Source organism: Streptomyces sp. NPDC058198, assembly GCF_042882605.1.
GTDB lineage: Bacteria > Actinomycetota > Actinomycetes > Streptomycetales > Streptomycetaceae > Streptomyces.
This window is the reverse complement of the sequence record NZ_JBHVVP010000005.1, coordinates 193855-207998: the sequence shown is the minus strand read 5'-3', so window position 1 is coordinate 207998 and position 14144 is coordinate 193855. Positions and strand designations below refer to the sequence as shown.

Below are 14144 nucleotides of genomic sequence, written 5' to 3'. Positions count from 1 at the left end.
TCTGGGCGGGCACCTGCCGTTACCAGCAGAAGCTCCTCGCGCGGTCTGACCGGGGTACGTACGGGAGGGCCGCTCAAAGCTCCCCGGTGCACGTGCCCCGGCCAATCGCTTGCCTGAGATGTCCCCCAAGACATCTCATGAACGTCCCCCAAGACGTTCTCTGGCATCGTCCTCTTAGACACGCGAGCTGCCCGGATGGTTACCCCTCAATCTATGTGATCTAGATCTCTTTGTGAAGGACTTGTGGCTCATGTGAAGGACCGCGGGCGCAAAGAATTGGTAACGGCCGCCGGACCGCCTCTGACCTGCCTCGGGATCGCCGCGGACCGCTGCGGATCGGCTCGGTCAGGCCTGGCCGGTCAGTTCGTACCCCGCCTCGTCGACGGCGGCGCGTACGGCGGTCTCGTCCAGCGGGGCCCGGGAGACGACGGTTACCTGTCCGGTGGCGGCCACGGCCTGCACCGAGGTGACGCCCTCGATCGCGGAGATCTCGCCGGAGACGGCGCCCTCGCAGTGCCCGCAGGTCATGCCGGTGACCTGGTAGACGGTGGTGACCTGGCCCACCTGGACGTCGCTCGCGCCGTCGTGGCAGGAGCCGGTGGGTGAGCAGCAGGAACCGGTGGCCTCGGCGGGCTGGGTCTTCGTCTCGGTGGTCATGGCGTTCTCCTCTTCGGGCGCTTCGGCATAAGAATCCACGATGCGCCAGGGGTCGCGAGGACGCCGCGACCGCCTGACAGCTTCAGATTATACCCCTAGGGGGTATGAAAGGAACGTCCCGGGACGCGCGTCCCGGGACGCGCGTCGCTCAGCCGGCCGGACTGTCCGCGCCGGTGCGGTCGGCGCACCGTTCCGTGTCCCCGACGAGGGGCCGCAGATAGCGGTAGATGACGGTCTTCAGCTCGGCGGTGTACGCGGCCTGCTCGGCGCCCTCGCGGCTGAGGATGAGGTCCAGGCCCGCCTTGAACACGGTGAAGACCGTGCTGGCGATCCGGGTGAGATCGGCCTGCGGCGCCGCGGGGAGGTAGCTGCCGAGTATGTCCTCCATGCGGGTGAGCATGGAGGAGTGCAGGGCGTCATGCTCCTGGGTGACCTGGCCGGGGATCTCGGAGCCGTGCATCAGGACGGCGAAGGCCGGATTCTCGCAGTTGAACTCGATCAGCGGGTCGAGGACGGCGTCCAGCAGCTGGTCCAGCGGCAGTTCGAGATGGGCCGGCAGGAACGCCTGGCCGTAGGTGTCGCGCCAGCGCCGCAGGAGCTGGTCGCCCAGCTCGACGGCGATGGCCTCCTTGTTCGGGAAGAACTGGTAGAGCGTGCCGGGAGAGACGCCGGCCTCCTTGGCGATGGAGTTGGTGCTCGCGCCGGTGTAGCCGGTGGTGCAGAAGACATGGGCCGCCGCTTCGAGGAGCTGGGCGATGCGGCGCTCGCCGCGGGCCTGGCGGCGGCGAGGTTTCGGCGCCGCCGGCGCCGGGGCGGGAGCGGAGACCGGGGTGCCGCTCTCCGTGACCTCGCCGCTGTCGCGCTTCGCGTCCGGCATATGAATCCCCCGGCTTTCCTGGATCGGTTGACAAATGCGAGAGGTCGCTCGCATTCTTAAGTTATGCGAGCGATGACTCGCGTTTGCCATTCTATGGCGATGGCCGACCCATGCCACGGGTCTCGGTGAAGGGGACACCGCACCATGTCCGAAGTCAATACTGGACCGCGCGTCGGGGGATGGACCCGGTTCGTCACCGCGCGCCCGAGGCTTTCTCTGCTGGTCGCGCTGGTGATCACGGCGCTCGCCGTGTTCGCCGGGAGCGGTGTCGCCGACCGCATGGGCAGCGGTGGCTGGGAGGATCCGGACGCCGAGTCGACGTATGCGACGAAGGCCATGGAGCGGGAGTTCCCCGCCTCCCAGCCGAATCTGCTGCTGCTCGTCGACAGCGGGCGCCTGAGCGTGGACGACCCGGCCGTGGCCGCCGAGGCCGGGCGGCTCAGCGACCGGCTCATGGCCGAGAAGGGGGTCACGGGCGTCGGGTCGTACTGGCAGACGAAGGACCCCGCGCTGCGCGCCGAGGACGGACGCGAGGCGCTGATCGCGGCGAGGATCGAGGGCGACGAGAAGACCGCCGCCGAGGTCCTGGACCGGATAGCGCCCGAATTCCGCGGAGCCCAGGGGCCGGTGGAGGTCTCGGTCGGCGGGCCCATCGCCGTGCGGCACGAGATGCAGAGCATTATCCAGGAGGATCTGCTGCGGGCCGAGCTGATCGCCCTGCCGGTCACGCTGGTGCTGCTGGTGATGGTGTTCGGCAGCGCGGTCGCCGCCCTGCTGCCCCTGGGCCCAGGGATCGTCGCCATCCTGGGGACCAACGCGGTGCTGCGCGGGATCACCGAGCTCACCGATGTCTCGGTCTTCGCGCAGAACCTCACCACGGCGCTCGGGCTCGGACTGGCCGTCGACTACGCCCTGTTCATCGTGCGCAGATTCCGCGAGGAGCTGGCCGAAGGCGCCGAGGTGCGGGACGCCGTGGGGGTCACGCTGCGCACCGCCGGGCGGACGGTGCTGTTCTCCGCGCTGACCGTGGCGGTGTCGCTGGCCGCGATGCTGGTCTTCCCGCAGTACTTCCTGCGGTCCTTCGCCTATGCCGGGATCGCGGTGGTGCTGCTGGCCGCGGCCGCCGCACTGATTCTGCTGCCGGCCGCGCTGATGCTGCTGGGCCACCGGGTCAACGCGCTGGACCTGCGGCGCCTGCTGCGCCGACGGCGTACGTCCGGTGCGGCGGACCGCTCCACGGCGGCCGGCGCCTCTGCGGAGGAGGGGGCCGGCTGGGGGCGGACGGCGGCGCTGGTGATGCGCCGGGCCCCGCTCTTCGCCTTCGCCACGACGGCCGGGCTCGTGCTGCTCGGGCTGCCGTTCCTGGGGGCCCAGTTCGGTACGGCCGACCACCGCCAGCTGCCGTCGGGCGCCGAGTCCCGCGTGGTCCAGGAGAACATACGGGACGGCTTCCCCGGCAGCCCCAGCGGCGGCCTCGAGGTGTTCGCGGAGACTGCTGCCACGCCCGCCGAGTACGCCGACTACCGCAGCCGGATATCCGGCCTTCCCGGGGTGCTGAGGGTCGACGGCCCTGTCACCTCCGGAGAGCACGCCTACTTCACCGTGCTGGCCAAGGGAGAAGCGGTCGGAGAGGACGCCCAGCGGGTCGTCCGGGAGATCCGCGCGGAACCGGCCGCGTTCGACACGTCGGTGACCGGCTCCGCCGCCGTGCTGGTCGACTCCAAGGACTCCATCGCGGACCGGCTGCCCTGGGCGGCGGCCATCATCGTGGTGGTGACCCTGCTGCTGGTCTTCCTGCTCACCGGGAGCGTGCTGATACCGGTCCAGGCGGTCGTGCTCAACGCGCTGAGTCTCACGGCGATGTTCGGCGCGGTGGTCTGGGTCTTCCAGGACGGCCATCTCTCCGGACTGCTCTCCTTCACGGCCACCGGCGATATCGAGACGACCCTGCCGGTCCTGATGTTCTGTGTCGCCTTCGGGCTCTCCATGGACTACGGCGTCTTTCTGCTCTCCCGGATCAAGGAGGAGTACGACCGCGGCGGTGACCATGAGCAGGCGGTGGCATTCGGCCTGCGGCGCACGGGAGGGCTGATCACCGCCGCCGCCTTGATCCTCGCGGTGGTCATGGTGGGCATCGGCACCTCGCGGGTGACCAACACCAAGATGCTGGGCCTCGGTATCGCGCTTGCCGTGATCATGGACGCGATGGTGGTGCGCAGTCTGCTGGTCCCCGCGGTGATGAAGCTGACGGGGAAGGCGACCTGGTGGGCCCCGGCTCCGCTGCGCCGCTTCCACGAACGGTTCGGGCTGAGCGAGGGCGAGTCGAAGTCGGCCGCCGAGGGGCACGCGGAGCCACCTGCCCGGGACCGGGACACGGTGGGCGTCTGACGGCCGACGGGCACGGCGGGCACGGCGGGCACGGCGGGCCCGGCGGGCCCGGCGAACACGGTAAACACGGCGGGGCCCCGTACCCGGATCGGTACGGAGCCCCGCTCATGGTCCCTTCGTCAACTTCCCTTCATCGCCCGGCGATCAGCCTCTGTTGCCTCTGTTGCCGGGGCGCTTGGCCACCCACGCGCGGACGGTGTCCGCGTACCAGTAGGGCTTGCCGTTCTCCACATGGTCCGGGGGTGGGAGCAGACCGTGCTTGCGGTACGAGCGGACGGTGTCCGGCTGCACCCGGATGTGCGCGGCGATCTCCTTGTACGACCAGAGCCTTTTGTCCGTCATCAGTAGCACCTCCCTGCGCCCGCCGCAGGAGCGGCCGGTGGGCCGTCGAGGGAGCTGCGGCAAAGCGCTGGTGATCACCCAGCCTGTGCCCGTTGGGCGACGGAGAGTGATGGAGAGAGCGGGGTTGTCGCCTCCCCGTGACGGAAGGCCCGCGTAATAAAGACATGTGTGACAGTAGAGGGATCTCTGTGACACAAGCGGCACATGTGACACATGTACATCAAGTCGGGCCGGTTCTCGCCGCTCCCACCCGGTCGAACGGCCCGCGCGTCAGGCTCCGCAGCTCCGCAGGAAACGACGGGTGCGCGTGGCGATCGGGAACGGCTTGTCGGGCGGACACGGGTACATGTCCTGCTCGACGATGGCGAAGAGATCGACGTCCAGCCGCTGCGCCGCCGCCAGGACCGGTTCCAGCGCGGGCACCCCGGCCGGCGGCTCGCACATCACCCCGCGCGCGACGGCCGGTCCGAACGGCACCTCGGCCGCGACGACCTCGGCGAGGATCTCCGGGTCCACCTGCTTGAGATGGAGATAGCCGATCCGTTCGCCGTAGGTCTCGATCAGCTTGACGCTGTCGCCGCCGCAGTAGGCGTAGTGCCCGGTGTCCAGGCAGAGCGAGACCAGCGCCGGGTCGGTGGCGTCGAGGAAGCGGCTGACGTTCTCCTCGCTGTCGATATGCGTGTCGGCGTGCGGGTGCACGACGATCCGCAGTCCGTAACGGTCCCGCACCTCCCGGCCCAGCCGCTCGGTCTGGGCGGTCAGATCGCGCCACTGGGCGGCGGTGAGCGTGCGGTCCTCCAGCACCTCGCCGGTCTTGTCGTCGCGCCAGAAGGACGGGATGACGACCAGATGGTCCGCGCCCATCGCCCGGGTGAGGGCGGCGATGTCCGCGACATGCGCCCAGGTCTTCTCCCAGACGGCGGGTCCGTGGTGCAGCCCGGTGAAGACGGTCCCGGCCGAGACCTTCAGCCCGCGCCGCGCGGTCTCCTCGGCCAGCCGTTCGGGATCGGTCGGGAGGTAGCCGTAGGGGCCGAGTTCGATCCACTCGTAGCCGGCCTCGGTGACCTCGTCGAGGAAGCGCTGCCAAGGGACCTGTCGCGGGTCGTCGGGAAACCACACCCCCCAGGAGTCAGGGGCCGACCCGACCCGGATGCGGTTCAGTGTGGGTACGGAAGAGCTCATACCGGTCAGCTTTCCGGCCGCCGGGAAAGAGTGTCAAGACTTCGTCCGAATGTCAGGACAAAACGTTGACAGGGCTCCAGGAGGAGCATTAAACCTGGGCATGGCCGTCGAACCGAAGGGGGACATGTATGCCTGCGCCGTACGACGTGATCACCATGGGCCGGATCGGAGTGGACCTCTATCCGCTGCGGACCGGGGTTCCGCTGGCACAGGTAGACGCCTTCGGGAAGTTCCTCGGCGGCTCCGCGACCAATGTCGCGGTGGCGGCGGCCAGGCTGGGCCGCCGCGCCGCGGTCATCACCCGTACCGGCCGGGATGCCTTCGGGGACTATCTCCACCAGGCGCTGCGCGAGTTCGAGGTCGACGACCGCTGGGTGACGGCGGTCGAGCAGTATCCGACCCCGGTCACCTTCTGCGAGATCTTCCCGCCGGACGACTTCCCGCTCTACTTCTACCGGCTTCCGAAGGCACCCGACCTGGAGATCCACGGACACGAACTGGACCTGGACGCGATCCGGTCGGCCCGGATCTTCTGGATGACCGGTACGGGCCTCTGCGCGGAGCCCAGCCGCTCGGCGACGCTGACGGCGCTGGAGGCGCGCGGCCGCTCCGGAATCACCGTCTTCGACCTCGACTGGCGGCCGATGTTCTGGCCGACGCCCTACGGCACCGACGCCCCCGCCACCGACGCAGCGTCCGCCGACGCCCCCGCCACCAACGCTCCCTCCGCCGGCTCTCCGTCCGCCGCCGACGACCCGCGCGAGCTGTACGCGCGCGCCCTGCGCCAGGCCACCGTCGCCGTCGGCAATCTCGACGAGTGCGAGGTGGCCGTAGGGGAGCGTGAGCCCGAGGCCGCCGCGCGGGCCCTGCTCGCCGCCGGCGTCGAACTGGCCGTGGTCAAACAAGGCCCCAAGGGCGTGCTCGCCCTCCATCGCGACGGCACCCGGGCCGAAGTGCCGCCCGTGCCCGTCGAGGTCGTCAACGGCCTCGGCGCCGGGGACGCGTTCGGCGGCGCCCTCTGTCACGGACTGCTCGCCGGCTGGGACCTGGAGCGCGTCATGCGGTACGCCAACGCCGCGGGCGCCATCGTCGCGGGACGCCTCGCCTGCTCCTCCGCGATGCCGTACGACACCGAAGTCGGCCAGGTCCTCGCGGGCGGCCCCTTCCCCGCGCAGGACCCCGCCGTCTCGCCCGCTCCTGTGCCGCCCGCCGGGGCCGTCTCGTGATCCCCGTCGATGTGTCCGAGCTGGTCCGACTGCGCGCGCACCACCCCGAGGCCATCGCCGAGGCCGCCGCGCGCCGCGTCCGCAGGCCCCTGCTGAGGTCCACCGGACGACTGATGATCATCGCCGCCGACCATCCGGCCCGCGGCGCCCTCGCCGTCGGGGACCGCCGCCTCGCCATGGCCAACCGCCTCGATCTGCTGAAGCGGCTCTGTCTGGCCCTCTCGCGCCCCGGCGTGGACGGCGTCCTGGCCACCGCCGACATCCTCGACGACCTGCTGCTCCTCGGCGCCCTGGAGGACCGCGTCGTCATGGGCTCGATGAACCGCGGCGGACTGGCGGGCGCCGCCTTCGAACTCGACGACCGCTTCACCGGACTCCGCCCCGAGGACCTCGCCCGCCGCGGCTTCGACGCCGGCAAGCTGCTGCTCCGTATCGACTACGAGGACCCGGGCTCCCTCGACACCCTGTACTCCGCCGCCCGCGCCATCGACGCCATGGCCGAGCACCGGCTCCCGGTCTTCGTCGAGCCATTCATATGCCACCGCGACGAGGGACGGCTCCGTACGGATCTGAGCGCGGAAGCCGTGACCCGCTCGATCGCCATCGCCTCGGGGCTGGCCGGTACCTCGGCGTACACCTGGCTGAAGGTTCCCGTTACCCAGGACCCCGACGATATGGCCAGGGTGATGGAGACCTCGACGCTCCCGGCCGTCCTGCTGGGCGGCGAGATCGGCGGCGACCAGGAGGGCGCGTACGAGAAATGGCGCAACGCGCTGCAACTGCCCACCGTCCAGGGCCTGGTGGTGGGCCGCTCGCTGCTCTATCCGGTCGACGGTGATGTGGCGGGGGCCGTCGATACCGCCGTGGGTCTGCTGTAGAGGGTAGGGACACTTCATGACAATCGATAGTGAGCCGCGTGAGCCCTACGGCCCGGACGAGCCGTACGAGCGTCATGTGCCCGCGGGCAGCAGCGCGGCGGGACCGTACGCCCTCGACATCGACCCCCGGCGGGCCGGCTGGTCCCATTCCGGTCTGCGCGTCCTGGAGCTCCCGCCCGGCGGCTCGCACACGCTGGCCACCGGGGACAGTGAGTGGATCGTGCTCCCGCTCACCGGCGGTTGTACGGTGCACACGCACGGCGAGTTTTTCGAACTGCTGGGCAGGGAAAGCGTGTTCAGCGGGGTCACCGACTTCGCGTACCTACCGCGCGACGCCCATGCACAGATCGCCTCCGGTGCGGGAGGCCGCTTCGCCCTGGCAGGAGCGAAGTGCGAGCGACGACTCCCCGCTCGCTACGGCCCCGCGCCGGAGGTTCCGGTCGAGCTGCGCGGCGCGGGCAACTGCTCCCGCCAGGTCAACAACTTCGCCGCGGCCGGCGTCTTCGAGTGCGACCGGCTCATCGCGGTCGAAGTGCTCACCCCCGGCGGCAACTGGTCGTCGTACCCCCCGCACAAACACGACGAGCACCATCCGGGCGTCGAGTCCGAGCTCGAAGAGATCTACTACTTCGAGATCGACGGCGACGGCCTCGGCTATCACCGGGTCTCGCCCTCCCGCCCCGGCGGTACGGACGTCCTCGCCGAGGTCCGTACCGGCGACACCGTCCTCATCCCCGACGGCTGGCACGGCCCGTCCATCGCCGCACCGGGACGCGACATGTACTACCTCAATGTGATGGCAGGACCCGGTGAGTCCCGGGAGTGGCTGATCCGCGACCACCCCGACCACGGCTGGATCCGGGACACCTGGCCGGCGCTCGCCGTCGACCCCCGACTGCCGCTGTACGGAACCCGATCCGGAACCGAGGAGGGCCCCCGATGACCACGCGCCGACTCACCGTCGCCCAGGCACTGGTCACCTTCCTGTCCCGGCAGTACACCGAGCGGGACGGCCGCAGGCAGCGGCTGATCGACGCCACCTGGGGCATCTTCGGCCATGGCAATGTGGCGGGCATCGGCCAGGCCCTTGTCGAGTCCGGCGGCGAGATGAGGTACTTGCAGGGACGCAACGAACAAGCCATGGTGCATGCCGCCGTCGGCTACGCCCGCCAGAGCAACCGCCTCTCCGCCCACGCTGTGACCAGCTCCATCGGCCCCGGCGCGACCAATCTCGTCACCGGCGCGGCTCTTGCCACCATCAACCGCCTGCCCGTACTGCTGCTGCCCGGGGACACCTTCGCCACCCGTCCCGCCGACCCCGTCCTCCAACAACTCGAAGTCCCCTCCGCGGGCGATGTCTCCGTCAACGACGCCCTGCGGCCCGTCTCGAAGTACTTCGACCGTGTCACCCGCCCCGAGGCGCTGATTCCGGCCGCGCTCGCCGCGATGCGGGTGCTCACCGACCCGGCCGAGACCGGAGCCGTCACCCTCGCGCTGCCGCAGGATGTGCAGGCGGAGGCGTACGACTGGCCGGAGGAGTTCTTCGCCGAGCGCGTCTGGCGTGTCCGCCGTCAGGCGCCGGATCCGGATGAACTCACCGAGGCGGTCCGGCTGGTACGGGAAGCCCGCCGCCCCCTGATCGTGGCGGGCGGCGGCGTCCACCACAGCGCGGCCGAGGAGGCGCTCGCCGCGCTCGCGGACGCCACCGGCATCCCGGTCGCCTCCACGCAGGCCGGCAAGGGCTCGCTGCGGTACGACCACCCCTGCGATGTCGGTGGCATCGGCCACACCGGCACCGCCACCGCCGATGAACTGGCCAGGACCGCCGATCTGGTCATCGGCGTCGGCACCCGCTGGTCGGACTTCTCCACCGCCTCCGCCACGCTCTTCTCGAACCCGGCCGTCCGCTTCCTCAATCTCAATGTCACCGGCTTCGACGCCCACAAGCTCGCGGCCCGCCCGCTGGTGGCGGACGCCCGTACCGCGTTGGAAGGAATCGCCGCGGGGCTCGACGGCTATCGGGTCGAGCCCGCCTACGCGGCTGAGTACGGCGAGGACAAGGAGCACTGGGAGTACCGCGTCGACGCCGCGTTCACGGGTGACGACGACGATCTCGTACGGCCCACCCAGGCACAGGTCCTCGGCGTGCTCGACGCGCTCGTCACCGACGAGGACATCGTCATCAACGCGGCCGGCTCGCTCCCCGGCGATCTGCACAAGCTGTGGCGGGCCCGCTCGCGCCACCAGTACCACGTCGAGTACGGCTACTCCTGCATGGGCTACGAGATCCCCGCCGCCATCGGTGTCATGCTCGCGGCCCCCGGGCAACCCGTCTGGGCGCTCGTCGGCGACGGTACGTATCTGATGAACCCCACCGAGATCGTCACGGCGGTCCAGGAGCGGCTGCCCCTCAAGGTCGTGATCCTCCAGAACCACGGCTATGCCTCCATCGGCGGACTCTCCGAGTCGGTCGGCGCGGAGCGGTTCGGTACGGCCTACCGCTTCCGGGCCGCCGACGGCACGTACACCGGAGCCCCGCTGCCGGTCGACCTCGCCGCCAACGCGGCCTCGCTCGGTATGCGGGTGATCCGCCCCAAGACCATTCGTGACCTGCACGAAGCCCTGGCCGAGGCGCGCGCCGCCGACACCCCCACATGTGTCTACGTGGAGACCGGAACGGCAGACACTGTGTCCGGCGTGCCCCCGGCCCAGGCATGGTGGGATGTGCCCGTGGCGGAGACCGCGACCCGTGCGTCCGCGGTCACGGCACGCGAGGAGTACGACCGCCACGCAGCAGCCCGCCGCCGCCATCTGTGAAGGAGCACGCAATGAAGACCGTCAACCACTGGATCGGTGGCAAGACCGTCGAGGGCGTGTCGGGCAACTGGGGACCGGTCACGGACCCCGCGACCGGCGCCGTCACCACGCAGGTCGCGCTGGCCTCCGCCGAAGAGGTGGACACGGCGGTCGCCGCCGCGAAGGCCGCCTACGCCACGTGGGGCACCTCGTCCCTCGCCCAGCGCACCGGCATCCTCTTCCGCTACCGCGCCCTGCTCGACGCGCGCCGCGACGACATCGCCGCGCTGATCACCGCCGAGCACGGCAAGGTGCACTCGGACGCGCTCGGCGAGGTCGCGCGCGGGCTGGAGATCGTCGAGCTGGCCTGCGGGATCACCACACAGCTCAAGGGCGAGTTGTCCACCCAGGTCTCCCAGCGGGTGGATGTGGCCGCGATCCGCCAGTCGCTGGGGGTCGTCGCGGGCATCACGCCCTTCAACTTCCCGGCGATGGTGCCGATGTGGATGTTCCCGCTGGCGGTGGCCTGCGGCAACACCTTCGTACTCAAGCCCAGCGAGAAGGACCCGTCGGCCGCGAATCTCCTGGCGGAGCTGGCCGCCGAGGCCGGCCTGCCCGACGGCGTGCTGAACGTCGTGCACGGCGACAAGGTCGCGGTGGACGCCCTCCTCGCGCACCCGGACGTGGCGGCGGTCTCCTTCGTCGGCTCCACGCCGATCGCCCGCTACATCCACACGACGGCCTCCGCCAACGGCAAGCGCGTCCAGGCGCTCGGCGGCGCCAAGAACCACATGCTCGTCCTGCCGGACGCCGACCTCGACGCCGCCGCGGACGCGGCGGTCTCAGCGGCGTACGGCTCCGCCGGTGAGCGCTGCATGGCGATCTCGGCGGTCGTGGCGGTGGGCGCGATCGGCGACGAGCTGGTCGCCAAGATCCGCGAGCGCGCCGAGAAGATCAAGATCGGTCCCGGCCAGGACCCGGCCTCCGAGATGGGCCCGCTGATCACCAAGGCCCACCGTGACAAGGTCGCCACGTATGTCACGGGCGCGGCGGCCCAGGGCGCCGAGGTCGTCCTGGACGGCACGGGCTACAGCGTCGACGGCTTCGAGGACGGGCACTGGATCGGCCTGTCCCTCCTCGACAAGGTCTCCACCGACTCCGACGCGTACCGGGACGAGATCTTCGGCCCGGTGCTGTGCGTGCTGCGTACGGAGACGTACGAGGAGGGCGTCGACCTGATCAACGCCTCGCCGTACGGCAACGGCACGGCCATCTTCACCCGCGACGGCGGCGCCGCCCGCCGCTTCCAGCTGGAGATCGAGGCTGGCATGGTCGGGGTGAACGTGCCGATCCCGGTGCCGGTGGGCTACCACTCCTTCGGCGGCTGGAAGGACTCGCTCTTCGGCGACCACCACATCTACGGCAACGACGGCGTGCACTTCTACACGCGCGGCAAGGTGGTCACCACCCGCTGGCCGGACCCGTCGGACGCCCCGGCGGGCGTGGACCTCGGGTTCCCCCGTAACCACTGACCCCTCTCCGGATCCACTGACCCCTCTCCGGCCCCCCGGCCGACCGTGGCCCGTACGGCGTCCTGCGTCCGTACGGGCCACGGCCTGTCCCGGCCCGGTGCGGATTGGGGAAGTCTTTGCCCGTGGCCTGATTGTGACGCCCGGCTGTGTCCACGGGATCACACCGGCCTTGGGGCGCCTGGGACAGGGGGCGGTCGTGGGCGGTCGCCGCGTACGACGGACGGCTGAATTCACCGGGGTCGGGCGACCGGCGGAGCGACGGCAGCGTTGACCGAGCGAGTCGTATGACACACGCTCGTAATATAGGTGCTGGATGCAACTGATCCGGCCCGGCCTGCTGTCCTGCTGTGGACTTTCTGGTCATCTCCACTCTGACCTGCGCACCGGACCGATCGGAAGCAGGAGGGCACACATGTGTGGAATCACCGGCTGGGTCTCCTTCGACCGTGATCTGCGGGACGCGTCCACGACATTGGATGCGATGACGGAGACGATGGCCTGCCGGGGCCCCGACGACCGAGGCACCTGGATCAGCGGCCCCGCGGGCCTCGGACACCGCCGACTGGCGATCATCGACCTGCCCGGCGGGCGGCAGCCGATGACTGTCGAGACACCGCAGGGCCCCCTCGCACTCGTCTACTCGGGCGAGACCTACAACTTCACCGAGCTGCGCCGGGAGCTGACCGGCCGCGGCCACCGGTTCACCACCGAATCCGACACGGAAGTCGTCCTGCGCGGATATCTGGAGTGGGGCGAGGCCGTGGCGGAACGCCTCAACGGGATGTACGCCTTCGCTCTCTGGGACGGCCGGCACCAGAAGCTCGTGATGATCCGCGACCGGATGGGCATCAAGCCCTTCTACTACTACCCGACCCCCGACGGGGTGCTGTTCGGCTCCGAGCCCAAGGCGATCCTCGCCAACCCGCTCGCCCGCGCCCGCGTCGGTCTCGACGGGCTGCGCGAACTGTTCGCCTTCGTCAAAACGCCCGGCCACGCGGTATGGGACGGCATGCACGAGGTCGAGCCCGGCACCGTCGTGACCGTGGACCGGGGCGGTCTACGCCGGCACGTCTACTGGTCCCTGAAGACGCGGCCCCACACCGACGACCAGGCGACCTCCGTGGCGAAGGTGCGCACGCTCCTCGACGACATCGTCCGGCGCCAGCTCATCTCCGACGTGCCGCTCTGCACCCTTCTCTCCGGGGGTCTCGACTCCTCCGCCATGACCGCGCTGGCCGCCCAGCAGCTGGCCGAGTCCGGCGAGAAGGTCCGCAGCTTCGCCGTCGACTTCGTCGGCCAGACGGAGAACTTCGTCGCCGACGAACTCCGCGCCACCCCGGACACCCCCTTCGTGCACGACGTCGCACGCGCCTCGGGCACCGTCCACCAGGACATCGTGCTCGACACCCACGCACTCGCCGACCCCGCGGTACGGGCCCGGGTGATCAGGGCCCGTGACCTGCCCATGGGCCTCGGCGACATGGACGCCTCGCTGTATCTGCTCTTCAAGTCCATCCGGGACCACTCGACCGTCGCGCTCTCGGGCGAGTCGGCCGACGAGGTCTTCGGCGGCTACCTCCAGTTCTTCGACGAGGAGGCCAGGCGGTCCGACATGTTCCCCTGGCTGGTGCAGTTCGCCCGGCACTTCGGCGACGACGCCGATGTGCTGCGGCCCGAGGTGCACACGGCCCTGAACATCCCCGGATTCCTCCAGGACAGCTACGCCACGGCCGTCGCCGGCATCGAACGCCTTCCTGGCGAGAGCGACTTCGAGTACCGGATGCGCAGGATCTGCTACCTGCACCTGACCCGCTTCGTCCGGCTGCTGCTCGACCGCAAGGACCGCACGAGCATGGCGGTCGGCCTGGAGGTCCGGGTGCCCTTCTGCGACCACCGGCTCGTCGAGTACGTCTACAACACCCCCTGGTCCCTGAAGTCCTTCGACGGCAGGGAGAAGAGCCTGCTGAGGGAGGCGACGGCCGACGTGCTCCCGAAGTCGGTCTACGACCGGGTGAAGAGCCCCTACCCCTCCACCCAGGACCCCAAGTACGCCATCGCCCTCCAGGAACAGGCCAAGGACCTGCTCGCCGACCCCTCCCACCGCGTCTTCGACCTGGTCGACCCGGCCACGGTCCGCCGCGCGGCGGGGCACGACACCCCACAGATCACCATGGCCTCGCGCCGCGGCCTGGAACGCACCCTGGACCTCGCGCTCTGGCTCGACCTCTACAACCCGGAGATCACACTCCCCTGATAACCGGTGGCC

General features: G+C 70.3%; 11 protein-coding genes. 7 read left to right on the top strand and 4 right to left on the bottom strand.

The genetic code is table 11. The annotated features are described in order from the left end of the window. Positions 1-345: 345 nt before the first annotated feature. Positions 346-657, bottom strand: a complete 312-nt coding sequence (locus tag ACFVWW_RS19875) for a heavy-metal-associated domain-containing protein (protein ID WP_386877596.1) — start codon at positions 655-657, stop codon at positions 346-348. A gap of 148 nt (positions 658-805) precedes the next feature. Beyond that, entirely contained in the window at positions 806-1534 is a 729-nt protein-coding gene (locus ACFVWW_RS19870; protein ID WP_386877595.1) for a TetR family transcriptional regulator, read from the bottom strand. Between the two features lie 144 nt (positions 1535-1678). Here ACFVWW_RS19870 and ACFVWW_RS19865 point away from each other — a divergent pair, with 144 nt between their 5' ends. Then, on the top strand, positions 1679-3922 hold the full coding sequence (locus tag ACFVWW_RS19865) for an MMPL family transporter (RefSeq protein ID WP_386877594.1): 2244 nt from the start codon (positions 1679-1681) through the stop codon (positions 3920-3922). Between the two features lie 144 nt (positions 3923-4066). On the opposite strand, the gene ACFVWW_RS19860 is transcribed toward ACFVWW_RS19865, so the two are convergent. Both ACFVWW_RS19860 and ACFVWW_RS19855 read right to left on the bottom strand, forming a co-directional pair. Further along, the gene (locus ACFVWW_RS19860) at positions 4067-4264 is read right to left on the bottom strand and encodes a helix-turn-helix transcriptional regulator (protein WP_384191829.1); all 198 of its coding nucleotides are present in this window, start codon (positions 4262-4264) and stop codon (positions 4067-4069) included. A 270-nt stretch (positions 4265-4534) separates the two neighbouring features. After that, positions 4535-5446, bottom strand: coding sequence for a sugar phosphate isomerase/epimerase family protein (locus ACFVWW_RS19855; protein ID WP_384333134.1), 912 nt, complete (start codon positions 5444-5446; stop codon positions 4535-4537). A 128-nt stretch (positions 5447-5574) separates the two neighbouring features. Here ACFVWW_RS19855 and iolC point away from each other — a divergent pair, with 128 nt between their 5' ends. The 6 genes from iolC (at position 5575) to asnB (ending at position 14132) form a co-directional block, all read left to right on the top strand. Next, positions 5575-6672 (top strand): 5-dehydro-2-deoxygluconokinase, encoded by a 1098-nt coding sequence (gene iolC, locus ACFVWW_RS19850; RefSeq protein WP_386877593.1) that lies wholly within the window; start codon positions 5575-5577, stop codon positions 6670-6672. Further along, positions 6669-7550, top strand: a complete 882-nt coding sequence (locus ACFVWW_RS19845) for a deoxyribose-phosphate aldolase (protein ID WP_384191819.1) — start codon at positions 6669-6671, stop codon at positions 7548-7550. The genes iolC and ACFVWW_RS19845 overlap by 4 nt, the downstream gene beginning before the upstream one ends. A gap of 16 nt (positions 7551-7566) precedes the next feature. Further along, the gene (gene iolB, locus ACFVWW_RS19840) at positions 7567-8493 is read left to right on the top strand and encodes a 5-deoxy-glucuronate isomerase (protein WP_384191816.1); all 927 of its coding nucleotides are present in this window, start codon (positions 7567-7569) and stop codon (positions 8491-8493) included. Beyond that, complete coding sequence (iolD, locus tag ACFVWW_RS19835; RefSeq protein WP_386877592.1) at positions 8490-10367, top strand: 3D-(3,5/4)-trihydroxycyclohexane-1,2-dione acylhydrolase (decyclizing); 1878 nt, start codon at positions 8490-8492, stop codon at positions 10365-10367. Before iolB ends, iolD begins: the two co-directional genes overlap by 4 nt. Positions 10368-10378: 11 nt before the next feature. After that, entirely contained in the window at positions 10379-11878 is a 1500-nt protein-coding gene (mmsA, locus tag ACFVWW_RS19830) for a CoA-acylating methylmalonate-semialdehyde dehydrogenase (protein WP_384191811.1), read from the top strand. A gap of 412 nt (positions 11879-12290) precedes the next feature. Continuing rightward, positions 12291-14132 (top strand): asparagine synthase (glutamine-hydrolyzing), encoded by a 1842-nt coding sequence (gene asnB, locus ACFVWW_RS19825; protein WP_386877591.1) that lies wholly within the window; start codon positions 12291-12293, stop codon positions 14130-14132. Positions 14133-14144: the final 12 nt, after the last annotated feature.